This is a genomic window from Pseudomonas sp. NPDC012596 (assembly GCF_042902325.1).
Classification (GTDB): Bacteria; Pseudomonadota; Gammaproteobacteria; order Pseudomonadales; family Pseudomonadaceae; genus Aquipseudomonas.
In genome coordinates this window covers 70,208-95,231 of record NZ_JBIBEB010000014.1, presented here as the reverse complement: position 1 = coordinate 95,231, position 25,024 = coordinate 70,208, and the positions used below count along the sequence as shown (strand labels likewise).

The window sequence follows — 25,024 nt, the reverse complement described above, 5'->3', positions numbered from 1 at the left end:
CGTTCGCGAAAGATGGCGTCACTATTACAGTTATTCTGCGGAATAGTGACGTATAAGTCGGATGATGACTGATTGGCTGGCCAAGAGCCAGCCACCAGGGCAGGAAGGGGCGCGTAGCGCCCCGGTGTGTGTTAAGTCGAAGGTGCGATCATCTGCCGCAACACATAATGCAGAATCCCGCCCGACTTGAAGTATTCCACTTCATTGACCGTGTCGATGCGGCACAGCACTTCGATGTCTTGCACTTGACCGTCCTCTCGGGTGACCCGCAGCGGCAGTGTCATGCCCGGCTTCAGTTCAACGCCAGCCAGCCCCTTGATGTCAATGCGCTCCTTGCCGGTCAAGCCCAGCTGCTTGCGATCCTGGCCCGCCTTGAACTGCAAGGGCAGCACACCCATGCCCACCAGGTTGGAGCGGTGGATACGTTCGAAGCTCTCCGCCAGCACCGCCTTGACCCCCAGCAGGTTGGTGCCTTTGGCTGCCCAGTCGCGGCTGGAACCGGTGCCGTATTCCTGGCCGGCTATCACCACCAGCGGCGTGCCATTGGCCTGGTAACGCATGGCCGCGTCATAGATCGGCAGTTTTTCGCCCGTGGGTGCGTAGAGCGTATTGCCGCCTTCTTCGCCGCCCAGCATCTCGTTGCGGATGCGGATGTTGGCGAAGGTGCCGCGCATCATCACTTCATGGTTGCCCCGCCGAGAACCGTAAGAGTTGAAGTCCCGTGGTTCTACGCCCTTTTCACGCAGGTAGCGGCCAGCCGGGCTATCGGCCTTGATATTGCCGGCAGGGGAGATGTGGTCGGTAGTGACCGAGTCGCCGAGCAGGGCGAGAATACGTGCGCCCTGAATATTCTCGATGACGGGCAGGGGCCCGCCGATGTCGTCGAAGAACGGTGGGTGCTGGATATAGGTGGAGTCTTCCTGCCACACATAAGTGGCTGCCTGCGGCACCTCGATCGCTTGCCACTGGGCGTCACCGGCGAAGACTTCGGCGTATTCCTTGTGGAACATCGCGGTATCGACCTTGGCCACTGCGTCGGCGATTTCCTGTTGGGTGGGCCAGATATCACGCAGGTACACCGGCTGCCCATCCTTGCCCGTACCCAGTGAATCGCGGGTCAGGTCTACCCGCACGCTGCCGGCCAGGGCGTAGGCCACCACCAGCGGTGGCGAGGCCAGCCAGTTGGTCTTGACCAGCGGGTGCACACGGCCTTCGAAGTTGCGGTTGCCCGACAGCACCGAGGCCACTGTCAGGTCGGCACTGCCGATGGCTTTTTCGATGGCTTCGTCCAGCGGGCCGGAGTTGCCGATGCAGGTGGTGCAGCCATAGCCGACCAGGTCGAAGCCAAGTGCGTCCAGGTAAGGGGTAAGCCCGGCGGCGTTGTAGTAGTCGGTCACAACCTTGGAGCCGGGCGCCAGCGAGCTCTTGACCCAAGGCTTGCGCTGCAGGCCCTTTTCCAGCGCTTTTTTCGCCACCAGCCCGGCGGCCATCATCACGCTGGGGTTGGAAGTGTTGGTGCAGGAGGTGATAGCGGCAATCACCACGGCGCCATGGCGCAGTGTGTGGGTTTGGCCTTCATGGCTGTAGTCGATTTCACCGGCCTGGTCGGCATTGCCAACCGCCACGCCACCGCCGCCCTCGCTTTCCAGGCGGCCGACTTCTTTTGCCAGCACCTTGGGCTGCTGTTCGACAAAGTGGTTGAACGCCTGGCTGACCTCGCCGAGGGCGACCCTGTCCTGAGGGCGCTTTGGCCCGGCGAGGCTGGCCTCGACCTCGCCCATGTCCAGCGCCAGGGTGTCGCTGAACAGCGGCTCCTGCCCTGGCAGGCGCCACAGGCCTTGGGCTTTGCAGTACTGTTCGACCAGTTGCACCGTCTGCTGCGGGCGGCCTGACAGGCGCAAGTAGTCGAGGGTAACCTCATCGACCGGGAAGAAGCCGCAGGTTGCGCCATATTCCGGCGCCATGTTGGCAATGGTGGCACGGTCAGCCAGGGGCAGGTCGGCCAGGCCGTCACCGTAGAACTCGACGAACTTGCCGACTACGCCTTTCTTGCGCAGCATCTGCGTCACGGTCAGCACCAGGTCGGTAGCGGTGATGCCTTCGCGCAGCTTGCCGGTAAGCTTGAAGCCGATTACTTCGGGGATCAGCATCGACACTGGCTGGCCGAGCATGGCGGCTTCCGCTTCGATGCCGCCCACACCCCAGCCGAGTACGCCCAGGCCATTGATCATGGTGGTGTGCGAGTCGGTGCCGACCAATGTGTCGGGGAATGCGTAGGTGCGCCCGTCGGCTTCGCGGGTCCAGACGGTGCGGCCAAGGTATTCGAGGTTGACCTGGTGGCAGATGCCGGTGCCGGGCGGTACCACGCGGAAGTTGTCGAACGCGCTCTGGCCCCAGCGCAGGAAGGCGTAGCGTTCGCCATTGCGCTGCATCTCGATGTCGACGTTCTGGCCAAACGCCTCGGGGGTGGCGTAGCGGTCGACCATCACCGAGTGGTCGATGACCAGGTCCACGGGTGACAGCGGGTTGATCCGCTGTGGGTCGCCGCCGGCCTTGGCCATGGCGGCACGCATGGCCGCCAGGTCGACCACGGCGGGTACACCGGTGAAGTCCTGCATCAATACCCGCGCCGGGCGATACTGGATCTCGCGATCGGAGCGCCGCTCCTGGAGCCAGCCGGCGAGGGCGCGCAGGTCGTCGCTGCTGACGGTCTTGCCGTCTTCCCAGCGCAGCAGGTTTTCCAGCAGTACCTTGAGCGACATGGGCAGGCGCTGCAGGTCGCCGAGCTGCCGGGCAGCCTCGGGGAGGCTGTAATAGTGATAGGTGCTATCGTCCACCTTCAAGGTCTTGAGGGTATTCAGGCTATCGAGCGAGGGCATTGCCAACTCCTTATGCACCGGTGCCCGGCATTTGCTGGCGCATGCCGGTGTCACCGCTCTGTTTCGGCCCGCACGGTACGGACCTGGCTGAGTGGTCAGGTTAGACCTGTTTGCCACCCCTGACCCTTTTCTGGACCGGCGGGGCATGTCGCAGGTTCCGAACTTCCTTTATCATCGCCGCCCTGCCGGCGCCTGTGGTGCGCCAGCCGTAGTGGAGTGAGAGATGAATACCCTGTTCATGCATTGCCGGCCCGGTTTCGAGGGCGAGGTCTGCGCCGAGATCAGCGAACACGCGGCCCAGCTGGGTGTTGCTGGCTATGCCAAAGGCAAGCCGCAGAGCGCCTGCGCCGAGTTTGTCTGTGCCGAGGCCGAAGGTGCCGAACGGTTGATGACACAACTGCGCTTCGCGCAGCTGATCTTCCCGCGTCAGTGGGCGCGTGGCTGCTATATCGAATTGCCGGAAAGCGATCGTATCAGCGTGCTGCTCGAGCACCTGGCTGACCAGCCGGTATTTGGCAGCCTGTGGCTGGAAGTGCTCGACAGCAACGATGGCAAAGAGCTGTCGACCTTCTGCCGCAAGTTCGAAGTGCCGCTGCGCAAAGCGATGGAAAAGGCGGGGCGGCTGGTCGACAACGCCAGCTTGCCGCGCTTGCTGCTGACCTTCATCAGCGGCCGTCGGGTGTTCGTTGGCGTTGCCGAGGCCAATAACAGCGCGCTGTGGCCTATGGGTATTCCGCGCCTGAAGTTCCCGCGCGAGGCGCCAAGCCGGTCGACGCTCAAGCTCGAGGAAGCCTGGCATCAGTTCATCCCGCGCGAGCAGTGGGATGATCGCCTGGGCGATGACATGACGGGTGTCGACCTGGGTGCATCGCCGGGTGGCTGGACTTACCAGCTGGTACGTCGTGGCATGCTGGTGACTGCAATCGACAATGGGCCGATGGCCGAGAGCCTGATGGACACTGGTTTGGTTCAGCACCTGATGGCGGACGGTTTTACCTGGCAGCCGAAGCAGCCGGTGGATTGGATGGTGTGCGATATCGTCGAGAAGCCGGCGCGGTCCACTTCGTTGATCGAGACTTGGCTGGGTGAGGGGTTGTGCCGTGAGGCGGTGGTGAACCTGAAGTTGCCGATGAAGCAGCGTTATGCGGAGGTGCGGCGGTTGCTGGACCGCATGGAGGCGACGTTCAAGGCGCGTAAGGTCAAGGTGTCGATTGCGTGCAAGCAGCTTTATCACGATCGTGAGGAAGTCACTTGTCATCTGCGTAGGCTGGACTTGAAGCCGCGATAGCAAAACGAGACGGTTCTGATGTGTTTGAGCAGATCCATTGGCTGAGGCGACGCTTACTCACCTTTCCGCCCTTACGGCGGGTCACTTTTTGGCAAACGCCCCAAAAAGTAACCAAAAAAGGCTGGCTCCTATCATCCGGCCCCTACGCTGCGCTCCGGGGTTCCCTCGCTCCGGCCTTGCTCCCGGGAGGACCGCGCCCACGGCCCATCCATGGGCCGAAGCGCTTGCCGGGCATCCATGCCCGTCACCTCCCTCCGCAAGACCTCCACTCGGCCTCCTGAAGTCGCAATCGGTGGTGACTGAGCTAGCGCGCGCTTAGAAGCAAAGCAGAGCAAAAGCAGAGCAAAAGCAGAGCAGTGCGCTTCGCACTCACGCGGGAGGGCAGGTGGGTATTGGTCCGCGCTGCGCTATGCGCCACAATAGGCGATCATTTGCGGAGCCCCCCATGACTGATTTCACCCCCGACGCCATCCTCGATGCCACCGGCCTGAACTGCCCGGAACCAGTGATGATGCTGCACACCCACGTGCGCAACCTCGCCGCCGGCGGCCTGCTCAAAGTTATCGCCACCGACCCCTCCACCCGCCGCGACATCCCCAAGTTCTGCAACTTCCTCGGCCACGAACTCCTCCAGCAGCAGGAAGAGTCGGGCACCTACCTGTACTGGATTCGCAAGAAAGCCGACTGATCCGCGCTGGATCGCACCCCGCGTAGCACCTACACTGCGTTCCCCAGACAGGAGAGCGCCATGCTGATAGTTGCCGACGAGAATATCCCGCTGCTCGATGCCTTCTTCGAAGGCTTCGGCGAGATCCGCCGCTACCCCGGCAGGAGCCTGGACGCCGCCAGCGTAAAAGAGGCCGATGTGCTGCTGGTGCGCTCGGTGACCAAAGTCGACCGGCACCTGCTCGAAGGCAGCAAGGTGCGCTTCGTCGGCACCTGCACCATCGGCACCGATCACCTGGACCTCGACTATTTCGCCCAAGCGGGCATCCACTGGAGCAGCGCACCAGGCTGCAACGCCCGCGGCGTGGTCGATTACGTGCTGGGCAGCTTGCTCACCCTGGCCGACCTGGACGGCGTGGCGTTGGCCCAACGCACCTATGGCGTGGTAGGCGCCGGTGAAGTCGGTGGGCGGCTGGTGCGTGTGCTGCATGGCCTCGGCTGGAAGGTGCTGGTCTGCGACCCGCTGCGCCAGGCTGCCGAAGGCGGTGACTTCGTCAGCCTCGAACGCATCCTCGAACAGTGCGATGTGATCAGCCTGCACACCCCATTGCAGCGTGCCGGCGAGCACCCCACCTGGCACCTGCTTGGCGACGCGCAACTGGCGCAACTGCGCCCCGGCGCGTGGCTGATCAACGCCAGCCGCGGGCCGGTGGTGGATAACCGGGCGCTGTGCGAACTGCTGCTGGACCGCGAAGACGTGCACGCGGTGCTTGATGTGTGGGAGGGCGAACCGCAGGTCGACTTGCAGCTGGCTGACTTGTGCACCCTGGCTACCCCGCACATTGCCGGTTACAGCCTGGACGGCCGCCAGCGCGGTACGGCGCAGATCTACCAGGCGCTGTGTCGCTTCCTCGGCGAGGCCGAGCGTGTGCAGTTGCAGGACCTGCTGCCCAAGCCGCCGTTGGCCCAGATCGAGCTGGATGCCAATGCCGACCTGAACTGGGCCTTGGCCACCTTGTGCCGCGCGGTGTACGACCCACGTCGCGACGATGCCGATTTCCGTCGTAGCCTCAGTGACGATGCCGCCGAGCAGCGCGCGGCATTCGACCAGCTGCGCAAGCACTACCCGGCGCGGCGAGAGGTCGAGGGGTTGCATGTACGCTTGCGCGGCGAGGCGCCGCAGTTGGCGCAGATGGTCAGTGCACTTGGGGGTGTGGTGGTCTGACAGGCCAATAAAAACCCGGCGCCAGCGCCGGGTTGCAACAATTCTTCTTTCAGCCCTTGCGCACTTTCCTGACCCGGCTTTCCTCAAGGTCTTTGCAGGCCTGCTGAATCATCTGCTCGGTAATCGGGACTTCATGGCCCTGGGCATCGATGATCGAACCGCAGGGCTTGGATTGCGAATTGTTCTGGGGCTTGTGGGTGTCACTGCCGTGTTGCAGGGGCATATACAGTCTCCTCATCAGGTCCAGTTTCAAGGTAAACCTGCGCCGTGACCGGCCCGTGACAAGGGCTCTTGGGTGCCACGACCTCTACAGTCCAACAGAATCGCAGGCAAACCTCCAGAGGCGTTTTAGAACGTTGAGCTATAGCCACCACCAAGGCTGATGAGTGCTAGGCTGCAGGCTCATCTTTGCTGTGGTCTTCGTCATGCCCGAACCGGTTTCATCTCGACAGCGTCGCGCCTTGTCCCTCTGCTGGCAGTTCCTGCGCCCTTACCGTCGCCAGGCACTTTTGGCGTTGCTGGCGCTGGTGGCGACAGCGGCTATCACCTTGTCCATGGGGCAGGGCATTCGCCTGTTGGTGGATCAGGGGTTCATGACGCGCTCGGCGCACCAGCTGAACCAGACCATCGGGCTGTTCCTGATGTTGGTGCTGGCGTTGGCCATCGGAACGTTCAGCCGTTTCTACCTGGTTTCATGGATCGGCGAACGGTGTGTGGCCGACATTCGCCGCGCTGTGTTCGATCACCTGATCGGGCTGCATCCGGGGTTCTTCGAAGACAACCGCAGCTCGGAAATACAATCCCGGCTGACTGCCGACACCACATTGCTGCAAGCGGTGATCGGCTCGTCGCTGTCGATGTTCTTGCGCAATGCCCTGATGGTCATCGGTGGCGTGGTACTGCTGTTCATCACCAACCCCAAGCTCACCAGCATCGTCGTGGTGGCGTTGCCGCTGGTACTCGCGCCAATCCTGCTGTTTGGCCGGCGCGTGCGCAGCCTGTCGCGGCAAAGCCAGGATCGGGTGGCGGATGTGGGCAGCTACGTGGCAGAGACGCTGGGGCAGATCAAGACAGTGCAGGCGTATAACCACCAGGCGCTGGACCGCCAGCTGTTTGCCGGCACGGTCGAGGCGGCGTTCAGCGTGGCACGCCAGCGCATCGCCCAGCGGGCGTGGCTGATCACCTTGGTGATCGTGCTGGTGCTGGGCGCGGTGGGGGTCATGCTGTGGGTGGGTGGCATGGACGTGATTGCCGGGCGTATTTCCGCCGGTGAATTGGCCGCCTTCGTGTTCTACAGCCTTATCGTCGGCAGTGCTTTCGGTACCCTCAGCGAAGTGATCGGGGAGCTGCAGCGCGCGGCGGGCGCGGCTGAGCGCATCGCCGAGCTGCTGGCGGCGCGCAGCAGTATTCTTGAGCCCGAGCAGGCAGCGGCCCTTGATCGACAGCACGCCGACGGGCGCATCGAACTGCAACAGGTGGAGTTTGCCTACCCTTCGCGGCCATCGATGGCCGCGATCGACAACCTCAGCCTGGTCATCGAGCCAGGCCAGACCGTAGCGCTGGTGGGGCCATCGGGGGCGGGCAAGTCGACCTTGTTCGACTTGCTGCTGCGCTTCTACGACCCCCAACGTGGGCGCATCCTTCTTGATGGCCAGCCAATCACCAGCCTGGGATTGGCCCAGTTGCGCAGCCAGTTCGCCCTGGTTGCGCAGAACCCCTCGCTGTTCAGGGGTACGGTGGAGGCCAATATTCGCTACGGCCGCCCTGAGGCCAGTTTTGCCGAGGTCGAGGCGGCAGCACGGGGCGCACACGCCGACGCCTTTATCCGGCAATTACCGCAGGGTTATCAGACGCCGCTGGGCGAGGGCGGTACCGGCCTGTCGGGCGGGCAGCGCCAACGCCTGGCGATTGCCCGGGCGTTGTTGGTGGATGCCCCCATCCTGTTGCTCGACGAGGCTACCAGTGCTCTCGATGCCCAGAGCGAACACCTGATTCAGCAGGCGCTGCCAACCCTGATGGCCGGCCGCACCACGCTGGTCATCGCCCACCGCCTGGCGACCGTGCAGCATGCCGACCGCATCGCGGTGATCGACAAGGGGCAGCTGGTGGCGGTCGGTACCCATCGCCAGCTGATCGAAACAAGCCCGTTGTATGCCAGGCTGGCATCGCTGCAGTTCACCACATCCTGATGCAACCTGCGTTTGTAACATTTCTGTAGCAATGGCTTGAGACTATCCCCGCATCTGTTGTGTAAGTGCTCGAATTGGCTGCTATCGCCCGATGGCAGCTTTTTTTTGGCCTGCGAACGAGGACAAGGATGTCTGTCGCGGCGCTGCCAACGGCGCGCTGTTTCCTACTTCCTTGTTCCCGAGATCCGCGATGTTGCGTAAATCCCTCCGAGTGCAAATTCTCACCCTGCTTGGCGGCAGCGTTGCAGCGATGCTGCTGATCGCCCTGGTGTGCTTCCAGTTCCTGACGTCCAGCGTGCGCGGTTACGCCGAGCTGGTCGAAGGGCCGCTGCAGGCTTCGCAATCGATCGACGAAGCCAACCTGCAGTTCAAGATCCAGGTGCAGGAATGGAAGAACGTGCTGCTGCGCGGCCGCCAACCGGCCGAGTTGGACAAGTATTGGCAGCAGTTTCAGGCCCGCGAACAACAGGTACAGCAGTTGCTTGCGCAACTGATCGACAGCAGCGATGACAAGCTCAAGGCACCGTTGCAACAGTTGCGCGACAGTCACCGGCAATTGGGCGTGGCCTACGCGCAAGGGCGCCAGGCGTTTCTGGCTGCCGGTGCTGACCCGGTTGCCGGCGACCTGGCGGTCAAAGGTGTCGACCGTGCCGCCAGTGAGCAGATGAGCGCGCTGGTTGAGCAACTGCGCGCCGATGCCCGAGAACGCGCCGCCAGCATCAATGCCAGTGCCGAGCGCACGGTATGGCTGGGTGTGCTGGTGATGCTGGCCTCGGCGCTGCTGGTAGGCTTGCTGAGCCTGTGGCGGGTCAATCGTAACCTGATCGAACCCATCAGCCAGTTGACCGAATACGTTGCGCAACTTAGCCAGGGCCGCTTCGGTGCGCGCGTCGACGGCCGTCGTGAAGATGAACTGGGCCGCCTGGCCCGCGCGGCCAATACTCTGCGTGATTTCCTGGCCGAAACCGTTGGCCGCCTCAAGGAAAACGCCCAGGAGCTTGAAGGCGCCAGTGGCCAGTTGCGCACGATTGCCGGCGACATGGCGCGGGGCACCCAGGACCAGTTCCAGCGTACCGACCAGGTGGCCACGGCCATGCACGAGATGTCCGCCACTGCCCAGGAGGTTGCGCGCCACGCTGCCGAGGCAGCGCGTGCTGCAGATGATGCCGACCACAGTGCCCAGGCTGGCGAGCAGGTCATGCAGCAGACCATCGACATCATTGGTGTGGTCAACCGCGAGATTGCCGGTACCGCCGCAGTGATCCGCCACCTTGAAAATGACAGCTCGCGCATCGGCAAGGTGCTGGAAGTGATCCGTGGGATTGCTGAACAGACCAATCTGCTGGCGCTCAACGCGGCTATCGAAGCGGCCCGTGCGGGCGAGGCCGGGCGTGGCTTTGCAGTGGTCGCCGACGAGGTGCGCAGTTTGGCCCAGCGCACGGCCGCGTCGATTGCCGAAATCCACCAAATTATCGAGGCGGTGCAGTCGGGGGCGGTAGAGGCGGTCAAGGCTATTGAAAGCGGGCAGCAGCGCAGCGAGGAGGGCGCCGAGCAGGTGCAGCAGGCCGGGCAGATGCTGCAGCGCATCACCACGGCGGTTGAAGCGATCCGCGACATGAACCGGCAGATCGCCACGGCGGCCGAAGAGCAGACCAGCGTGGCCGAAGATATTTCGCGCAACCTGATCGAGATCACCCGCATCGCCACAGCCAACCAGCAGGCGGTGCAGCACACCGAGCAGGCAGGGCAGCGCTTGCATGGTTTGTCTGGGCAGCTGGGCGAAGTGACGTCGCGGCTGACTGCATAGGCCAATCGCAGGCAACAAAAAGCCCGCACATGGCGGGCTTTTCGAGTGGGATTTGGTCGGAGAGACAGGATTCGAACCTGCGGCCTTCTCGTCCCGAACGAGACGCGCTACCTGGCTGCGCTACACTCCGATGAACGAAATCCTACTGCATCGCATTTTCGAGCGCAAGCCCTTGTTGTTAAACGGGCTTATGCTCAAAAGCCGGTGCCAGATCAGAGCTCTTTGACGGTGCGGATCTGGTCTTTGTTCAGGCGGGTACGCTTACCATCGAGTTGCTCGAATTCGTAGAAACCGGAGTCCTCGTCGAAGGATGGCGTGTCCACTGCCTGGATCTCACGGCCGTCGTTCAGGGTGATCACGGTCGGCGAAGCACAGCCGGCGAGAGCGCCCAGGCCGAGGGCGAGCAGGAAGGCAGGAAGGGTCCGTTGAATCATCGTGTTTCTCCAGTGCAATGGTGCTAGATGACTTTATGACGCAGGGTGTCTGCGCAAGTTCCTTACAAGTGCAGCATAGCGCCAATGACGAGGTATTGACCTGGGTCTGTCGAGGGTGCCGCAGGGGCGGCTGTGATATAAATGCGGCCACCCCTTCTCCTGCGATGGACACTCATGAAAGCCAAGGCAGATACCCCCTTCGTGGCGCTGAACATTGCCGTGCTGACGGTCAGCGACACCCGCACATTCGACACCGATACTTCCGGCCAGATGTTCGTTGACCGCCTGACTGCAGCGGGCCACCAGCTGGCTGCCCGTGTGCTGCTCAAGGACGATTTGTACAAGATTCGCGCGCAGGTCGCCACCTGGATCGCCGACGACAGCGTGCAAGTCGTGCTGATTACTGGAGGCACCGGCTTCACCGGCCGTGACAGTACCCCGGAAGCGGTTGCCTGCCTGCTGGACAAGCAGGTAGACGGCTTCGGCGAGCTGTTCCGGCAGATCTCCGTCCCGGATATCGGCACCTCCACGGTCCAGTCGCGCGCCCTTGCCGGCCTCGCCAACGGTACGCTGGTGTGCTGCCTGCCTGGGTCCACCAATGCCGTGCGCACCGGCTGGGACGGTATCCTTGCCGAACAGCTCGATGCCCGCCATCGCCCGTGCAATTTCGTTGCGCACCTGAAGCAGGCAGTGGCCTGCGAAAGCCGTGGCTGAGGCGCCGCAGGCCCGGCCATTGATGCCGGTGGAAGAAGCCCTGGCACAGCTGTTGGCGCTGGCTGAAGCGGCGCCGATCAAAGACATTGAAACCGTGCCGTTGGCCGAGGCCGAGGGCCGTGTGCTGGCGACCGACCTGGTGGCGTCGCTCGACCTGCCGCCCTGGCCGAACAGCGCCATGGACGGCTATGCGTTGCGTCTGGCTGATCACCAGGGCGAACCGCTGCCGGTCAGCCAGCGCATCTTCGCAGGGCACGCACCCGAGCCCCTGCAGCCCGGTACCTGCGCGCGGATCTTCACCGGTGCGCCGTTGCCGGCAGGTGCTGACTGCGTCGAGATGCAGGAAAACACAGAAGTGTTGGCGGATGGCCGGGTACGCTTTCTCGAGCAGCTGAGGCTCGACCAGAATGTTCGCCCCCAAGGCCAGGAAACCCGCAAGGGTGAGCAGGTGATGGTTGCCGGCACACGCCTGGGGCCGATCGAGCTGGGCCTGGCTGCGACCCTGGGGCATGCGCAGCTGCAAGTGGTGCGGCGGGTGCGGGTGGCGGTGTTGTCCACCGGCGACGAACTGGTCGAACCGGGGCTGCCGCTGGGCCCCGGGCAGATCTACAACAGCAACCGGCGCCTGCTCGCCAGCTGGTTGCAGCGCCTGGGCTGTGAGGTGCGCGACATGGGCATCCTCCCCGATGACCTGGTGCGTACCCGCGAGTGCCTGGCCAGCCTGGGTGATGTCGACCTGATCCTGTCTACAGGCGGTGTTTCCGTAGGTGAGGCTGACTACCTTGGCGCGGCACTGCGCGAAGCCGGTGAGCTGGCCTTGTGGAAGCTGGCGATCAAGCCAGGCAAGCCGCTGACCTTTGGGCACTATCAAGGGGTGCCGGTGATTGGCCTGCCAGGCAACCCGGCCTCGACCTTGGTCACTTTCGGCTTGTTGACCCGCCCTTACTTGTTGCGACGCCAGGGTGTGGCAGACGTCACGCCGTTGCGTTTCGATGTGCCTGCCGGGTTCGATTGGCCCAAGGCCGGTACCCGCCGCGAGTACCTGCGCGCGCGCATCGACAACGGCCGCGTGCGCATCTACAAGAACCAGAGCTCCGGCGTGCTGCGCAGCGCTGCGTGGGCCGAGGGCCTGGTGGAGGTGCGCGAAGGCAGCACGCCGCAGCAGGGTGACAGCGTGCCATTCATACCGCTGAGCGAACTACTTGGTTGAACGCCCCAGCCAGGCGCCGCCGGGCTGTGTGGCGTCGGCCGGCACCGACTGGGTCAGGCGCATGTGCACGTTCTCCAGTTGCTGGGCCGCCACGCTCCAGTCGTGGCGCTGACGGGCGAACTGGCGGCCGGCTTCGCTCAGCTGGCACATGCGCCAGGGCTGGTTGAGCAGTTGGGTGATCAGCAGCGCCAATTGGCCGCCGTCATCGCTGCCCAGGTAATGCTCGCCATTGTTCACGGCTAGCCCGGACACGCCCTTGCCGGTGGTGATGACCGGCAAGCCGGCGGCCATGGCTTCGAGGATCTTTACCTTGGAGCCACCGGCGTAACGCAAGGGGGCAAAGAACAGCGCCGAGCGCCGCTGCAGTTCGCGCAGGTCTGGGCGATAGCCGAGCCATTCGATGCGTGGGTCGTTCCAATGAAGCTTCCAGCTCGCCGGCATGGCATGCCCGGCGATGGCCAGGCGCACTGCCGGGTTGCTCATCCACACTTGCGGCAGGATTTCTTCCAGCGCCCACTCGATGGCTTCCAGGTTGGCGCCGTACTCGAAGTTGCCTACGAACAGCAGGCGTTGGCTGTGCATGGCCGGTTTCACGTCCTGGAAGTAATCGCAATCCACACCGTTGACCACTACGTTCACCGGGCGGCCGCTGATCTGGCTGATCAGGTCGGCGTCATGCGCGCTCACCGCCACCACCTCGTTGGGCTGGCTCAACACACGTTGCTCCCACCGACGATACCGCCAGCGGTCGAATGCGTTCAGCGGCCGTAACCATAGCGGCAGGCGGTCGTGGCAGGCGGCACCCATCACCGATTCCAGCGTATGCTCGCTGAGCATGTAGGGCAGGCCACGGGCTTGCAGGGCTTTCTCGAAGGGCTGGAAACCATAGCTGTGTTCGATCTGGATGACGTCCCAGGGTTCGTCCAGCAGTTGTTCAAAACGATGCCGCAGGCACGGCGCCAGGCCGTTGATGATTGTACGCATGGGGTAATCGATTATCGGCGAGGCCAGCAGGTTCAGCGGGCTGTGCAATGCGCGGCGGGGCAGCACGATCAGGCGCTCGACCAGTGGCTCCAGCGCTTCACGGGTGGCATCGTTCAGTGGGATCTTTGACTGCACCAGCAAGGTGATCCGGTGGCCGTGTTGCGCAAGGGCGCGCAACAGGTGGTATTGCCGGGTCTTGCTGCCGCTGGTGGTGGGCCAGGGCAGGTAGGGCAGTGTCCAGAGTATGCGCATGAGCCGGAATCCTCGCCAAAAACCGCAGGACAACAAACGCGCCCGCTGGTAGCTAGCCATATGCTGCTGCCGGGACACGCCCTTTCTTTTGAGTAAAGCCCACCTTGTCGCATTCGCCGTGGTCCGTGGGGCGCTGCAGCGGTAGTGCCAGGGCTCAACGACAAAAAAACGCTGACGATAAGTCAAAAAACTGGCGACACTCAAAAGTTTAAAGATGAAAAGCCAATTACTTGTCGATGATGCGCTTGAGCAGCAAAGCTTTCAATGCCATTCGGATCTTTCTGGCGTTTTAGTCAGGCAGATCGCTCGCCCAGACGTTTTATTACCTGAGCCATGCAGCATTCCTTCACTGACTGTGGTCGAGATTTGCAATGATCGATCCCCAGGGAGAAGCGCGATGCGCAAGGCGATAGTGATCCTGCATGGCAAGCAGGCGATGAACGAAGAGGTACGTAAAGCCGTCCTCGCCCAGCGCGAGCGGGGCTGGACCGTGGATGTGCGGGTTACCTGGGAGGCGGGTGATGCTCAGCGGCTGGTCGCCGATGCGCTGGCCGCCGGTTATACGCATGTGGTCGCCGGGGGCGGCGATGGCACCTTGCGTGACGTGGCCGAAGCCATGGGGCATGCTCGCACCGAGGCCAGCCTGGCATTGCTGCCGCTGGGCACCGCCAACGATTTTGCCAAGGCTGCGGGCGTTTCATTGGAGCCGGCCGAGGCGTTGGCCTTGCTGGATCAGCCGGCTCGGCCGATCGACCTGGGGCGGGTTGGCGACCAGCTGTTCCTGAACATGGCCACCGGTGGCTTTGGTAGCCAGGTCACCGCCAACACCTCCGAGGACTTGAAGAAGGTATTGGGTGCCGCGGCTTACCTGTTTACCGGGCTGTCACGCTTCAGCGAGCTGCAGGCCGCATCGGTGGAGCTGACGGGGCCAGGCTTTCACTGGCAAGGCGACTTGCTGGCGCTGGGTATCGGCAACGGTCGTCAGGCCGGTGGCGGGCAGGTGTTGTGTGGGGAGGCGGTGGTGGATGACGGCTTGCTTGACGTCGCCATATTGCCGGCGCCGCAGGAAGTGGTAGGCGCGCTGCGTGATCTGCTGGCGGGGGAGGGGTTGTTCGTCCGCGCGCGCGTGCCCTGGGTTGAAATCAAAAGCTCGCAAGGCCTGGATATCAACCTCGATGGCGAGCCTTTGCAGGGTGACAGCCTGCGTTTCGAATCCCTACCCGCCGCGCTACGCCTGCATTTGCCGCCCGATTCAGCGCTGCTCAGTCGTCCAGGCGAATGATTTTCTCGCGCACGGCAAACAGTACCAGGCCTGCAACGTCATGGATCTGCAGGCGCTTCATGATTTGTGAGCGATGGGTTTCAACGGTTTTGATCGACAGGCCCAGGCCAGTGGCAATCTCACGGGTGGATTTGCCGCGCACGATCAGGCGCAGGATTTCCAGCTGCCGAGCAGTCAGGTTGTGCCGGTCTACATTGGGCTGCTTGCCGTGCTGCGCCCGCATCAGCGCCTGGTTGATCACGGTGTGGGCGATGGCCGGGCTCAGGTAGCGCTCACCACTGCGCAAGGCGGCCAGGGCCTGCTCCAGTTCGGTGGCGGTGGCGTCCTTGAGCAGGTAACCATGGGCACCACTTTCCAGGGCCCGCATGATCAGGTCAGGGTCGGTGTGCATCGACAGGATCAGCACCTTGCAGGTGTTGCCGGTGGCGCGCAGTTGGGTGAGGGCGTCCAGGCCGCTGGTCGAGCGCATGGAAATATCCAGCAGGACCATATCGGGCGCCAGCTGCTGAGCCTGTTCGAGCAACTGGTCGCCATCTTCGGCTTCGCCCACCACGGTGTAGCCGGGAATGTCGGATACCAGGGCGCGAACGCCGGCTCGGATCAGCGAATGGTCATCTACCAGCAACAGTCTGCAAGTCATGGGGAAACAGGGGTCCTGGCGCGTTCATGGGTGCGCGGCGGCCACGGGAACAAGACCTCGATCCGCGTGCCCAGGCCGAGCTGGCTGGTAATTTCCAGGCTGCCTTGCAGAGCAGTGGCGCGTTCCTGCATACCGGCCATGCCGCGTTGGCCGGCTTCGGCCGGATTAGCGGCAGGCATGAAGCCCTGCCCGTCGTCCTGAATCGACAGGGCCAGGCCGACGGGGCTGCGCTGCAGGCGGATGGTCAGGTTACGCGCTTGCGCATGGCGCAGGGCGTTGGTGACGGCTTCTTGCGTGATGCGAAAGGCCGCCATGGCCACGTCTTCGGAAATACCGCCCAGCCGTTGATGGCACTCCAGGCTCCAATGCACGTCAGTGTTCTCCAACGTACGCACCAGGTGCGCACGCAGGCTGGCCTCCAGGCCAAGGCTCGCCAGTTGCCGTGGGTTGAGAATGGCTGACACATCGCGCACCTTGCCCAACGTGTCTTCAAGCGTGCCGCGCAAAGTGCCGCAGTGTGCCTGCAGGTCGCTCGGTAGCCGCCGTTGCAACCAGCCCACCTGCATCGTGGCGGCAGTGAGCAGTTGGCCAATGTCGTCATGCAGCTCACGGCTAAGGTGTTGACGCTCGCTTTCCTGAACCTTGAGCATGCGATCGGCCAACTCCGCCGGGCGAAGGCTGATTGACCTGGCGTCATGGCTCAACTGCCAGCCAACCCCGAGCATCGCCGCCAGTTGCAGCAGCAACAGGCTGGCCGGCATCGCATGCCCGCCGATGAACAAGTAAAGATTGCCAGCCAGGGATGCCACGCACAGCAATGCAGTCGCCCAGCGCAGCAAGCTGGCGCGTGAACGGCAACGCAGAGGGATCTTCAAGCGTGGGAGCATAAATGGGAAGCCACTGAAGTCTTGCTGATGGGTGCCTTGAACATGTCTTGCCAAAGGCTTTGGCGTGGTGTTTTCAACAATCACCGAGCGTGCGTAGAGGCGATCCATATACCGGTGGCCGATGATTGTTAGTGCGCATGTTAACACTTCAAGATGCGTCGGTCGCGGCTGGGTAATGCTTTGAAACCTAGGGATTTCCGGGCCGATCACGGCGGTTCGATGCCTGCGCTAAATAGCTAATTGCTATCATCGGTTTCGCTCTTGAGACATACCCCGTTCAACTTGCGCGCTGGCAGGTAAGTGTTCGCACCTCACACTCAACAAGTTCATCCATTTCGGATTACATGACGCGGTTAGTTGCAGGTTGCTATCCCGCTAGTGCGCCCGGCTTGCTCTGTGGGCTGTACCCTGGGCTGCGCTTGCAGGGGGGTGAACGCATTCGTCGCCGCTGTGCTGACAAGACGCACACGTTTGCGGCAATGGCTGGCCCAGCGCGCTTGCCAACTCGGTCAGCAAGGCAACTTGCTCCGTCGCATCGAGGGCCAGGCGCCCGGTTTGCAGGTCCAGCAGCTCGACTTGCCAGGCCAACAGGGTGAGGCAGGCCCCCAGGGCGGGCAAGGCTTCATTGGGCAGGTGCTGGTGCTGGCAGGCTGGGGCCAGCAGTTGCTGCAGGGCAGTGGTGTAGTGAGCGACTTCGACCAGCCCCAGGCCGCTGGCACGCCGGGCAAGGGTATCGAGGGTATTGCTCAGGCAGTGGCAGGCGTCGGCGTCATTGGCGATCAGTTGCAGGTGCTGCAGGCATTCCTGAGACTGGGTCAGCAAGACTTGCGCATCCAGCAGAAACTCCTGCAGCGCGCTGCTGTTGGCGGCTGTGCTGTCCATCATGAGGCTCCGGCGTGCACGGCGGGAGCGGGGGATGGCAAAGCCATGTCGGTCGCTAGCAAAAGCCTGACTCCATTCATGCAGTGAGAATGGCGTCACATTAATGGCTAAAGGATATCGCGCAAATCAGGTTACACCCGATTGCTGCTAGGGGTTTCCCTGATGGCGGCCTAGGGTGCGACAGGTTGCCCAAGCACTGGATCCAAGATGAGATGTCCGCAGTAAAGCATGATGGTAATGTGATATCAATTGCCTGCGCGGCATTTTCATACATGGGTCAAGCTGCGCTGCAAACCGCCGATACAGGGTGGATGATTTCACATTTTTCGACTCAAGCCTGGGGGCTTTCCAATGGCCGGCATTCTCGACACGGTAGACCAACGTACGCAACTGGTAGGTGAGAACCGCCTGGAAATCCTGATGTTTCGCCTGGCTGGCCGTCAGCTGTTCGCGATCAACGTGTTCAAGGTGCAGGAAGTGCTGCAGCTGCCCAAGCTGACCTTGATGCCGCAGCGCCACCCGTTCGTCTGTGGCGTAGTCAACTTGCGCGGGCAAACCCTGCCGGTGATCGACCTGTCCCAGGCGATCGGCATGCGCCCGCTGACGCCTGGGCCAGACAGCACGATCATCGTCACCGAATACAACCGTTCGGTGCAGGCATTCCTGGTGGGTGGGGTTGATCGCATCGTCAACATGAACTGGGAAGCCATCCTGCCACCGCCTTCCAGTGCTGGCCGCCAGCATTACCTGACCGCCATCACCAAGGTGGACGAGCAACTGGTGGAAGTGATCGACGTTGAAAAGGTGTTGGCCGAGATCGTGCCGTACAACGCCAAGGTATCCAACGACAAGCTCGCCGACCCGGTACTGGCGCGTGCCCGTGGCCGGGAGGTGCTACTGGTGGACGACTCCAGCGTGGCCCTGGCGCAGTTGCGTGACACCCTATCGCAATTGGGGGTGAAACTGCATGTGGCCAGCGACGGCCTCAAGGCGCTGCGCATGCTCAAAGGTTGGGCCGATGCTGGCGAAGATGTGTGCGAGAAGCTGCTGATGGTATTTACCGATGCAGAAATGCCTGAAATGGATGGTTACCGGCTGACCACCGAAATCCGCAGCGATGCGCGCTTGCGCAAGCTCTACGTGGTACTGCACACATCGTTGTCAGGCAGCTTCAATGAGTCGATGGTCAAGAAAGTCGGCTGTGACAATTTCCTCTCCAAGTTCCAACCTGATCGCCTGGTCGATGTGGTCAAGCAGCGTCTGCTGTTGAATACAACCGCTGCGTGATCCCAGCGCCTGCCGGGTATAAGCTGGGCTTTTGCATGGCACGAGGCAGGCAGGGATGTTTCTGAGTGAGTTGTATCGGTACCCGGTGAAGTCGGGGCAGGCGCAATGCCTGCAGGCTTCGGCGGTGGATCATCTGGGGCTGCGGGGGGATCGACGCTGGATGGTGGTCGAGGAAGACAACGGCCGCTTCCTGACCCAGCGCGCCTGGCCGCAGCTCAGCCAGCTGAAAGCGCGCGATGATGAGGCCGGGGCGCTCCTGCTGGAGGCTCCGGGGCAAGCCGCGTTGAGGGTGGCGCTGCCTGGCGCTGATGAGGGCTTGCGCGGTGTGACCCTCTGGCGTGACACATTGCGTGTGCCGGATGCCGGCGACGAGGCGGCAGCCTGGTTGTCACAGATGCTCGGCAAGCCGGTGCGCCTGGTCTACTGCCCGGAGCAGCGTGCGCGTTACCTGCCCAGTGGTTATGGTTCGAACAGTGACCGGGCGGCGTTCCCCGATGGGTTCCCGTTGCTGCTGATTGGCCAGGGCTCGCTGGATGAGCTGAACAGGCGCATAGGCCGCCCCATGGAGATGCTGCGTTTCCGCCCCAACCTGGTGGTGCAGGGTGCAGCGCCATTTGCCGAGGACGGCTGGAAGCGGATTCGTATCGGCACATTGCAGTTTCGTGTGCTCAAGCCCAGCGTACGGTGCATCTTCACCACGCTCGACCCGGCGACCGGGCAGCGCAGCCCGGACCGTGAACCGCTGACCACGTTGAGGACCTTCCGCGAAAAGGAGGGGGATATCCTGTTCGGGCAAAACCTGGCGGTGGAGGGCGCTGGCCGGGTTGAAGTGGGCATGGAAGTCGAAGTGCTGGAGTAGCGGTTGCCAGTCACGGCTCTTCGCGGGTTTGCCCCGCGAAGAGCATTGGCGGTTTCACATGTCGTCGAAATACCGCTCGTGCCAATCCACCAACGGCTGAGGCGAGTTGAGCTTCTGCCCGTAGATCACCGAATACGACAGCACGTTCTGTACGTACTGGCGGGTCTCGTCGAACGGGATCGATTCCACCCACACATCGAAGCTCAGGTGCTTGGCGCCCTTGAGCCACTGGCGTACGCGCCCGGGGCCGGCGTTGTACGCCGCCGAGGCCAGCACGCGGTTGCCGTTGAACTGGCTGTGCACCTGGCTCAGGTAGGCGGCACCGAGCTGGATGTTCTTGTCTGGGTTGAACACCTGCTGTGGCGATGCCAAAGGAATGCTGAACTTGCGCGCGGTTTCCTTGGCCGTGGCCGGCATCAACTGCATCAGGCCGCTGGCGCCGACACTTGAGCGTGCATCTTCCATGAACGCGCTTTCCTGACGCGTGATGGCGAACACCCAGCTCGAATGCAGCCCACGTACCTTGGCCTCGCGTACCAGGGTGTCGCGGTGGGCCATCGGGAAGCGGATGTCCAGGTCATCCCAGTACTGAGCCTGGCTGATGGTGCGAATGGCCGGGAAGTACCAGCGCAGGTCGTAGGCCAGGCGCGCCTGGGCAACCATTTCATCGCGGTTGAAGTGGCGGCTGACGTGGTACCACTCGCGGCGCCCTTCGACGATCTGGCCGCGGGCGTGGAATTCCAGCGCACGCTTGACGCCCGGGGTGTTGCGCACCTTGTTGACCAGTTGCGGGCTCAGCGCCAGCGGCCGGTTGTTCAGCTGGTAAGGCGTTTGCGCACGGTCGGCGGCGAGGAAGCCATAGAAATCACGCTCCCGCGCCACGGTCTTGTACAGCAGCGGGATTTGCGGGTTGTTCGGCTGTGCCAGCTCCAGGCTGCGCGCCTGCCAGTACTTCCAGCGGTTGCTGCTGGCCAGGTCTTGCGGCAAGCGTTTGGTCAGCTCGTAGGCATCTTCCCAGCGGCCCAAGCGTAGCAGCAGGCGCATGCGCCATTCACTGACGGTGTTGTCGCGCAGCTCCGGGTCGTAGCGGGTCATCAGGTCGAGGGCGCGCGGGTCGTAGCGACGCGCCAGGGTCAGGCCGATCTCGCGGGCGATTGCGACTTTCTCGTCGCGGGAGAAGTGCATGCGCTGAGCGTAGTCGTCGAGCAGCGCCATGGCGCGCTCCGGGTCCTGGCGGGCCAGGCGGCGCAGGCCGAGGCTGACCACGTCGGACATGGCTTCGTTGACCGGGGTGAAACGCGATGGCTGGTTGAGCAGCTCAGGCTTTTGCGCCACATCCACCAGCAGGCGGCCTTGCGGGGCAAGGGTGGTCAGGGAATTGACCAGGTTGTTGGCCAGGGCATAGTTGCGTGCCTGGGCTGCCAGCTTGGCGCGGTTCCAGCGTTTGGCCTCGGTGAGCTGGCCTTCGGCGGCCCACATGGCAAACAGGGTGTCGCAGGCAGCCGGTTGCGACTTGCCCACGTTCCACAGCTTCTCGGCGCTGGCATAGCCTTCGGCACGCTGGCCGTGGCTCAACTGGTACTGGCCATTGAGGCAGTCCAGCTCGGTGAAGTTGAGTTTGGGGTCATAGTACTTGACGAAGGTGTTCCACTCGCCGCGCTCGGCCAGCCAGCGCAACCAGCGCAGTTTCATCCAGTTGGCCTGGGGCAGGTCGCCGTGCTTGGCCAGGAAGGCTTCGATTTCCTCGTTGCTGGCGCTTTTCAGGCGCGCGGTGAGTTCGTCGTAGGCCAGGTAAGGCGTGAGCGGGTAGTCGCGCAAGGCCTGGGAGTAGCGCAGGTAGGGGCCTTTGTCGCCTTTGGCCAGCGCACGCTTGGCCTCGTCGTAGTATTGGCGTTGCTGAGAAAGGTCGATGGCCTGCGCCGCGCTGGCGGTGGCGGCGGTAAGCAGCAGGCAGGAGGCAATCTGTAACAGGCGGCTGCGCATGATACGTCCGGGCAGTTGAACCATGGGAAAGTGACGGCGAAGCCAGCACTGTTGGAAGCAATTGCCTTAGCTTAGCCGTTTGCCGGCAGCGGGTGAAAGCACTGTGCTTGTATCAAGGCGTTAAGTTCGACCGGATGTCGTAATGCCCGGGCGTTGCGGTCAACTTAATGCCGGAACGGGCCAACTCAGGTAGAATGCGCGCCCGCTTTCTGGAGACAAACATGACCCTGCTCAAATTCAGCGATGTGTCCCTCGCATTCGGCGCGATGCCGCTGCTGGACAAAGTGTCCTGGCAGATCGCTCGTGGCGAGCGGGTGTGCATCATCGGCCGTAACGGCACCGGCAAATCGAGCATGCTGCGCCTGGTCAAGGGCGAGCAGAAGGGCGACGACGGTGATATCTGGCGCGCCCCTGGCCTGAAGATCGGCGAATTGCCGCAGGAGCTGCCGGTCGCCGACGAGCGCACGGTGTTCGACGTGGTTGCCGCCGGCCTGGATGGCGTTGGCGAGTTGCTGGCGCAATTCCACCACCTCAGCCAGAACATCCAGGGCGATGACGACCTGGACAAGCTCATGCACGTTCAGCACGAGCTCGAAGCCCGTGACGGCTGGCGCCTGCAGCAGGTGGTCGAAAGCACCCTGAGCCGTCTGCAACTGCCGGCCGACAAGACCCTGGCCGAGCTGTCCGGTGGCTGGCGCCGCCGTGTGCTGCTGGCCCAGGCACTGGTGTCGGAGCCCGATCTGCTGCTGCTCGACGAGCCCACCAACCACCTGGACATCGGTGCCATCGCCTGGCTCGAAGAGGCCCTGCGCGGCTTCAACGGCGCCGTGCTGTTCATCACCCACGACCGTTCTTTCCTGCAGAACCTGGCCACCCGTATCCTCGAACTGGACCGCGGTGGGCTGATCGACTGGAACGGGGACTACGCCAGCTTCCTGGTGCACAAAGAGGCCGCGCTGGCTGCCGAAGAAACCGCCAACGCGCTGTTCGACAAGCGCCTGGCGCAGGAAGAAGTGTGGATCCGCCAAGGCATCAAGGCCCGTCGCACCCGTAACGAAGGGCGTGTGCGTGCGCTCAAGGCGCTGCGCGTGGAGCGCGGTGAGCGCCGTGAGCGCCAGGGCAAGGCCAACATCCAGATCGAAGCGGCAGACAAGTCCGGCAAGCAGGTCATGGTGCTGGAGAACGTCAGCTTCCGTCACCCTGAAGGGCCGATGCTGGTCAAGGACTTCTCCATGGTCCTGCAGCGCCAGGACCGTATTGGCCTGCTGGGTGCCAACGGCACCGGCAAGACCACGTTGCTCAAGCTGATGCTCGGGGACCTCGAGCCTACCTCGGGCAAGGTCGAGCGTGGCACCAAGCTGGAAGTGGCCTACTTCGACCAGATGCGCCACCAGCTCGATCTGGAAAAGACCGTGATCGACAACCTGGCCGAAGGCCGCGATTTCATCGAGATCGACGGCCAGAACCGCCACGTGCTCAGCTACCTCGGCGATTTCCTGTTCAGCCCGCAGCGTGCCCGCACGCCGGTCAAGGCGCTGTCGGGTGGCGAGCGTGCGCGCCTGTTGCTGGCCAAGCTGTTCAGCAAACCGGCCAACCTGCTGGTACTGGACGAACCGACCAACGACCTCGACGTCGAGACCCTCGAGCTGCTGGAAGAAGTGCTGTCCAACTACAAGGGCACCGTGCTCATGGTCAGCCACGACCGGGCCTTCCTCGACAACGTCGTCACCAGCACCCTGGTGTTCGAAGGCGAGGGCAAGGTACGCGAGTATGTCGGTGGCTATGAGGACTGGATCCGTCAGGGCGGTTCGCCGCGCCTGTTGGGCGTGACCGAGAGCAAGGGCGGCAAGTCCGAGCTCAACACCGCAGTGGTTCAGAAGCAGGAGGTGCAAGCCGAACCTGCACCAGTTGCAGCCGTGGCCGATGCCTCGAAGAAGAAGCTCAGCTACAAGCTGCAACGTGAGCTGGAGATGTTGCCAGGGCAGATCGACGCGGTCGAACAGCGCATGGCGGTGGCTCAGGAAGAGGTCAACGCACCGGGCTTCTATCAGCGGCCTATCGAGGAAACCTCGGCGGTGCTGGCCAAGCTCGAGCAGATGCAGGGTGAGCTGGATGCCCTGGTAGAGCGCTGGGCGGAGCTGGAAGGCTGATCAGTCCTGCCCCCATCGCCGGCAAGCCGGCTCCCACAGGCTTGCCACTGTTCTCTAGAGCAGTGCCAACCCCTGTGGGAGCCGGCTTGCCGGCGATGAGGCCGGGCCTGGCTACATCATTCTTTCTTCTGCAGCCGCACCGCCAGCACATCGCACGGCGCGCCATGCAGCACGTCATTGGCCGTTGAGCCCAGCAGCAATGCCAGCCCGTGCCGGCCATGGCTGCCGACCACGATCAGGTCGCACTTCTGGTCCTTGGCCAGTTGGTGGATTTCCTGACGCGGCTGGCCGTAGGTCAGGTGCGAGTCGCCACGGTTGATCTCAGGGTACTTGTTGAACAGGCGGTCCATGCGCTCCTTGGCCTGGTCGAACTGTTGCTGTTGCAGCTGCGACAGGTCCATTGGCACGTCACCGCCGAAGGCCATGGCCATGGGTTCGACGATATGCACCAGCGAGACCTTGGCGCCTGTAGGCTCGGCGAGCTTCATGGCACGTTTGATCACCGGGTCGCACTCTTCGGTAAGGTCGACGGCGACCAGAAGATGTTCGTAGGGCATGAGCTGTACTCCTGACAATCGCGATAGTAGAAGTATGGTCGCTTTCGGGCGGGTCTTCCGTGAAACCGAGTAACCCGCTCATTTGCAACGCTTTATGGGATCTACAGATATGACGGTATTGCTGGTGGTGTCAATCCTGGCGGTGATTCTCAGCCCGTTCGCCTGGCTGCGCCAGTCGCGCAAACAGGGTGAGCAGATGAGCCTGCGCCTGGAGGCACGGCGCATGGGGTTGGCCATGCAGCTGGCGCCGCAACAGTGGCCGCACTGGCTGGAGCATGAGCCGCCGAGCCCTTGCCCGCAGTATCACCGCGGGCGCCGGCGGGGGCGTGAGGACAGCTGGTGCTACTGGCAGGTCAGCCCGGGCGTGTGGTGGAACCAGTGGCGGGAAGCGTGCGAGGAGCCGCGCCTGAACGAGGTGTTCGCGCGGCTGCCGGCAACCGTTTACAAGGTTGAAGCCGACACGCGCATGATTGCCCTGTACTGGAGTGAGCGTGGCGATAAATCTGTGTTGCAGGATATTGCCCACGCCTTCGAAACCCTCGCTTAACCCCCTACTACGACAAAGCGGCAACCTGGCAGCACCCCATGAAGGGCGGTGTCAGATTGCCGCTTTGTCGTTTCTGCTGCGCAGAAAAGGCCAGGCAGGCCGGGAATTTCTTCAAGCCAGTCGCAGTGTAGCCAGCCTGCGGCGACGTGCATGAAAAAAATGCAGCGCCCTGCGATATCTGTGGTCAATCGCTGACATGAATGATCGGCGATCACGCTCATCATGCTTTGCACCCGGACGATACAAAATGACCGGAAAGTCGCGTTTTAACCCCGCTTGCGAGCATTTGACAACGCCGACCT

22 protein-coding genes, 1 tRNA gene and 1 pseudogene are annotated in these 25,024 nt (G+C 62.9%); 13 read left to right on the top strand and 11 right to left on the bottom strand.

Features of this window, described 5'->3' with window-relative positions; translation table 11 throughout:
- Nucleotides 1-131: 131 nt before the first annotated feature.
- Nucleotides 132-2,879, bottom strand: coding sequence for an aconitate hydratase AcnA (gene acnA, locus ACFY68_RS17715; protein WP_387529818.1), 2,748 nt, complete (start codon nucleotides 2,877-2,879; stop codon nucleotides 132-134).
- Between the two features lie 223 nt (nucleotides 2,880-3,102).
- Between acnA and rlmM the strand changes: the two genes are divergently transcribed.
- From rlmM to pdxB, 3 genes are all read left to right on the top strand, one after another.
- The gene (rlmM, locus tag ACFY68_RS17710) at nucleotides 3,103-4,167 is read left to right on the top strand and encodes a 23S rRNA (cytidine(2498)-2'-O)-methyltransferase RlmM (protein WP_387529816.1); all 1,065 of its coding nucleotides are present in this window, start codon (nucleotides 3,103-3,105) and stop codon (nucleotides 4,165-4,167) included.
- A 445-nt stretch (nucleotides 4,168-4,612) separates the two neighbouring features.
- Nucleotides 4,613-4,855: a sulfurtransferase TusA gene (tusA, locus tag ACFY68_RS17705; protein ID WP_346613821.1), complete on the top strand. Its 243-nt coding sequence runs from the start codon at nucleotides 4,613-4,615 to the stop codon at nucleotides 4,853-4,855.
- Nucleotides 4,856-4,915: 60 nt separating this feature from the next.
- Nucleotides 4,916-6,058: a 4-phosphoerythronate dehydrogenase PdxB gene (gene pdxB / locus ACFY68_RS17700; protein ID WP_387529813.1), complete on the top strand. Its 1,143-nt coding sequence runs from the start codon at nucleotides 4,916-4,918 to the stop codon at nucleotides 6,056-6,058.
- Between the two features lie 49 nt (nucleotides 6,059-6,107).
- Here pdxB and ACFY68_RS17695 read toward each other — a convergent pair whose 3' ends face one another.
- A complete protein-coding gene (locus ACFY68_RS17695) occupies nucleotides 6,108-6,281 on the bottom strand; it encodes a PA1571 family protein (protein WP_387529811.1) in 174 nt (57 codons plus the stop codon).
- Nucleotides 6,282-6,483: 202 nt separating this feature from the next.
- Between ACFY68_RS17695 and ACFY68_RS17690 the strand changes: the two genes are divergently transcribed.
- From ACFY68_RS17690 to ACFY68_RS17680, 3 genes and pseudogenes are all read left to right on the top strand, one after another.
- Nucleotides 6,484-8,247, top strand: coding sequence for an ABC transporter transmembrane domain-containing protein (locus ACFY68_RS17690; protein ID WP_387529809.1), 1,764 nt, complete (start codon nucleotides 6,484-6,486; stop codon nucleotides 8,245-8,247).
- A 91-nt stretch (nucleotides 8,248-8,338) separates the two neighbouring features.
- Nucleotides 8,339-9,169: pseudogene (locus tag ACFY68_RS17685) on the top strand (HAMP domain-containing protein); the annotation flags it as partial.
- Between the two features lie 117 nt (nucleotides 9,170-9,286).
- Nucleotides 9,287-10,054, top strand: coding sequence for a methyl-accepting chemotaxis protein (locus ACFY68_RS17680; protein ID WP_387529963.1), 768 nt, complete (start codon nucleotides 9,287-9,289; stop codon nucleotides 10,052-10,054).
- A 53-nt stretch (nucleotides 10,055-10,107) separates the two neighbouring features.
- On the opposite strand, the gene ACFY68_RS17675 is transcribed toward ACFY68_RS17680, so the two are convergent.
- Nucleotides 10,108-10,184: transfer RNA gene (locus ACFY68_RS17675), tRNA-Pro, on the bottom strand.
- Between the two features lie 82 nt (nucleotides 10,185-10,266).
- The gene (locus tag ACFY68_RS17670) at nucleotides 10,267-10,488 is read right to left on the bottom strand and encodes a YgdI/YgdR family lipoprotein (protein WP_027596642.1); all 222 of its coding nucleotides are present in this window, start codon (nucleotides 10,486-10,488) and stop codon (nucleotides 10,267-10,269) included.
- Nucleotides 10,489-10,662: 174 nt separating this feature from the next.
- Between ACFY68_RS17670 and moaB the strand changes: the two genes are divergently transcribed.
- Together moaB and glp are read left to right on the top strand one after the other, a co-directional pair.
- Nucleotides 10,663-11,202, top strand: a complete 540-nt coding sequence (moaB, locus tag ACFY68_RS17665) for a molybdenum cofactor biosynthesis protein B (RefSeq protein ID WP_387529806.1) — start codon at nucleotides 10,663-10,665, stop codon at nucleotides 11,200-11,202.
- Nucleotides 11,203-11,224: 22 nt separating this feature from the next.
- Nucleotides 11,225-12,412, top strand: coding sequence for a gephyrin-like molybdotransferase Glp (gene glp / locus ACFY68_RS17660; protein WP_387529960.1), 1,188 nt, complete (start codon nucleotides 11,225-11,227; stop codon nucleotides 12,410-12,412).
- Here the strand turns inward: glp and ACFY68_RS17655 are convergent.
- Nucleotides 12,401-13,648: a glycosyltransferase family 4 protein gene (locus ACFY68_RS17655; protein WP_387529803.1), complete on the bottom strand. Its 1,248-nt coding sequence runs from the start codon at nucleotides 13,646-13,648 to the stop codon at nucleotides 12,401-12,403. The two genes, glp and ACFY68_RS17655, sit on opposite strands and share 12 nt — an antisense overlap.
- A 397-nt stretch (nucleotides 13,649-14,045) precedes the next feature.
- On the opposite strand from ACFY68_RS17655, the gene yegS reads away from it, so the two are divergent.
- Nucleotides 14,046-14,930, top strand: a complete 885-nt coding sequence (yegS, locus tag ACFY68_RS17650; protein WP_387529800.1) for a lipid kinase YegS — start codon at nucleotides 14,046-14,048, stop codon at nucleotides 14,928-14,930.
- Here the strand turns inward: yegS and ACFY68_RS17645 are convergent.
- The 3 genes from ACFY68_RS17645 to ACFY68_RS17635 all read right to left on the bottom strand — a co-directional run bounded on the left by ACFY68_RS17645 (nucleotide 14,911) and on the right by ACFY68_RS17635 (nucleotide 17,339).
- The gene (locus ACFY68_RS17645) at nucleotides 14,911-15,570 is read right to left on the bottom strand and encodes a response regulator (RefSeq protein WP_387529797.1); all 660 of its coding nucleotides are present in this window, start codon (nucleotides 15,568-15,570) and stop codon (nucleotides 14,911-14,913) included. The genes yegS and ACFY68_RS17645 overlap by 20 nt on opposite strands.
- Nucleotides 15,567-16,457, bottom strand: coding sequence for a sensor histidine kinase (locus ACFY68_RS17640; RefSeq protein ID WP_387529794.1), 891 nt, complete (start codon nucleotides 16,455-16,457; stop codon nucleotides 15,567-15,569). Before ACFY68_RS17640 ends, ACFY68_RS17645 begins: the two co-directional genes overlap by 4 nt.
- A gap of 375 nt (nucleotides 16,458-16,832) precedes the next feature.
- Nucleotides 16,833-17,339, bottom strand: coding sequence for a histidine kinase (locus ACFY68_RS17635; protein ID WP_387529791.1), 507 nt, complete (start codon nucleotides 17,337-17,339; stop codon nucleotides 16,833-16,835).
- A 351-nt stretch (nucleotides 17,340-17,690) separates the two neighbouring features.
- Between ACFY68_RS17635 and ACFY68_RS17630 the strand changes: the two genes are divergently transcribed.
- Nucleotides 17,691-18,626 (top strand): chemotaxis protein CheV, encoded by a 936-nt coding sequence (locus tag ACFY68_RS17630; protein WP_346613833.1) that lies wholly within the window; start codon nucleotides 17,691-17,693, stop codon nucleotides 18,624-18,626.
- 55 nt (nucleotides 18,627-18,681) lie between these two features.
- A complete protein-coding gene (locus tag ACFY68_RS17625; RefSeq protein ID WP_387529788.1) occupies nucleotides 18,682-19,485 on the top strand; it encodes an MOSC domain-containing protein in 804 nt (267 codons plus the stop codon).
- 54 nt (nucleotides 19,486-19,539) lie between these two features.
- On the opposite strand, the gene ACFY68_RS17620 is transcribed toward ACFY68_RS17625, so the two are convergent.
- Nucleotides 19,540-21,468 (bottom strand): transglycosylase SLT domain-containing protein, encoded by a 1,929-nt coding sequence (locus ACFY68_RS17620; RefSeq protein WP_387529785.1) that lies wholly within the window; start codon nucleotides 21,466-21,468, stop codon nucleotides 19,540-19,542.
- Nucleotides 21,469-21,689: 221 nt separating this feature from the next.
- Here ACFY68_RS17620 and ACFY68_RS17615 point away from each other — a divergent pair, with 221 nt between their 5' ends.
- Entirely contained in the window at nucleotides 21,690-23,618 is a 1,929-nt protein-coding gene (locus tag ACFY68_RS17615) for an ATP-binding cassette domain-containing protein (protein WP_387529782.1), read from the top strand.
- Nucleotides 23,619-23,734: 116 nt separating this feature from the next.
- On the opposite strand, the gene ACFY68_RS17610 is transcribed toward ACFY68_RS17615, so the two are convergent.
- On the bottom strand, nucleotides 23,735-24,175 hold the full coding sequence (locus ACFY68_RS17610; protein ID WP_346613837.1) for a universal stress protein: 441 nt from the start codon (nucleotides 24,173-24,175) through the stop codon (nucleotides 23,735-23,737).
- A gap of 109 nt (nucleotides 24,176-24,284) precedes the next feature.
- Here ACFY68_RS17610 and ACFY68_RS17605 point away from each other — a divergent pair, with 109 nt between their 5' ends.
- Entirely contained in the window at nucleotides 24,285-24,722 is a 438-nt protein-coding gene (locus ACFY68_RS17605) for a hypothetical protein (RefSeq protein WP_387529778.1), read from the top strand.
- Here the strand turns inward: ACFY68_RS17605 and ACFY68_RS17600 are convergent.
- A complete protein-coding gene (locus tag ACFY68_RS17600; RefSeq protein WP_387529775.1) occupies nucleotides 24,719-24,946 on the bottom strand; it encodes a hypothetical protein in 228 nt (75 codons plus the stop codon). The genes ACFY68_RS17605 and ACFY68_RS17600 overlap by 4 nt on opposite strands.
- Between the last annotated feature and the right edge of the window lie 78 nt (nucleotides 24,947-25,024).

Coding starts and splice junctions, on each gene's coding strand:
- glp (WP_387529960.1), top strand. CDS start 11,225: ATGCCGGTGGAAGAAGCCCTGGCACAGCTGTTGGCGCTGGCTGAAGCG.
- ACFY68_RS17640 (WP_387529794.1), bottom strand. CDS start 16,457: ATGCTCCCACGCTTGAAGATCCCTCTGCGTTGCCGTTCACGCGCCAGC.
- rlmM (WP_387529816.1), top strand. CDS start 3,103: ATGAATACCCTGTTCATGCATTGCCGGCCCGGTTTCGAGGGCGAGGTC.
- ACFY68_RS17695 (WP_387529811.1), bottom strand. CDS start 6,281: ATGCCCCTGCAACACGGCAGTGACACCCACAAGCCCCAGAACAATTCG.
- ACFY68_RS17690 (WP_387529809.1), top strand. CDS start 6,484: ATGCCCGAACCGGTTTCATCTCGACAGCGTCGCGCCTTGTCCCTCTGC.
- tusA (WP_346613821.1), top strand. CDS start 4,613: ATGACTGATTTCACCCCCGACGCCATCCTCGATGCCACCGGCCTGAAC.
- ACFY68_RS17680 (WP_387529963.1), top strand. CDS start 9,287: ATGGCGCGGGGCACCCAGGACCAGTTCCAGCGTACCGACCAGGTGGCC.
- yegS (WP_387529800.1), top strand. CDS start 14,046: ATGCGCAAGGCGATAGTGATCCTGCATGGCAAGCAGGCGATGAACGAA.
- moaB (WP_387529806.1), top strand. CDS start 10,663: ATGAAAGCCAAGGCAGATACCCCCTTCGTGGCGCTGAACATTGCCGTG.
- acnA (WP_387529818.1), bottom strand. CDS start 2,879: ATGCCCTCGCTCGATAGCCTGAATACCCTCAAGACCTTGAAGGTGGAC.
- ACFY68_RS17615 (WP_387529782.1), top strand. CDS start 21,690: ATGACCCTGCTCAAATTCAGCGATGTGTCCCTCGCATTCGGCGCGATG.
- ACFY68_RS17635 (WP_387529791.1), bottom strand. CDS start 17,339: ATGGACAGCACAGCCGCCAACAGCAGCGCGCTGCAGGAGTTTCTGCTG.
- ACFY68_RS17670 (WP_027596642.1), bottom strand. CDS start 10,488: ATGATTCAACGGACCCTTCCTGCCTTCCTGCTCGCCCTCGGCCTGGGC.
- ACFY68_RS17630 (WP_346613833.1), top strand. CDS start 17,691: ATGGCCGGCATTCTCGACACGGTAGACCAACGTACGCAACTGGTAGGT.
- ACFY68_RS17645 (WP_387529797.1), bottom strand. CDS start 15,570: ATGACTTGCAGACTGTTGCTGGTAGATGACCATTCGCTGATCCGAGCC.
- ACFY68_RS17605 (WP_387529778.1), top strand. CDS start 24,285: ATGACGGTATTGCTGGTGGTGTCAATCCTGGCGGTGATTCTCAGCCCG.
- pdxB (WP_387529813.1), top strand. CDS start 4,916: ATGCTGATAGTTGCCGACGAGAATATCCCGCTGCTCGATGCCTTCTTC.
- ACFY68_RS17620 (WP_387529785.1), bottom strand. CDS start 21,468: ATGCGCAGCCGCCTGTTACAGATTGCCTCCTGCCTGCTGCTTACCGCC.
- ACFY68_RS17625 (WP_387529788.1), top strand. CDS start 18,682: ATGTTTCTGAGTGAGTTGTATCGGTACCCGGTGAAGTCGGGGCAGGCG.
- ACFY68_RS17600 (WP_387529775.1), bottom strand. CDS start 24,946: ATGATGAGCGTGATCGCCGATCATTCATGTCAGCGATTGACCACAGAT.
- ACFY68_RS17655 (WP_387529803.1), bottom strand. CDS start 13,648: ATGCGCATACTCTGGACACTGCCCTACCTGCCCTGGCCCACCACCAGC.
- ACFY68_RS17610 (WP_346613837.1), bottom strand. CDS start 24,175: ATGCCCTACGAACATCTTCTGGTCGCCGTCGACCTTACCGAAGAGTGC.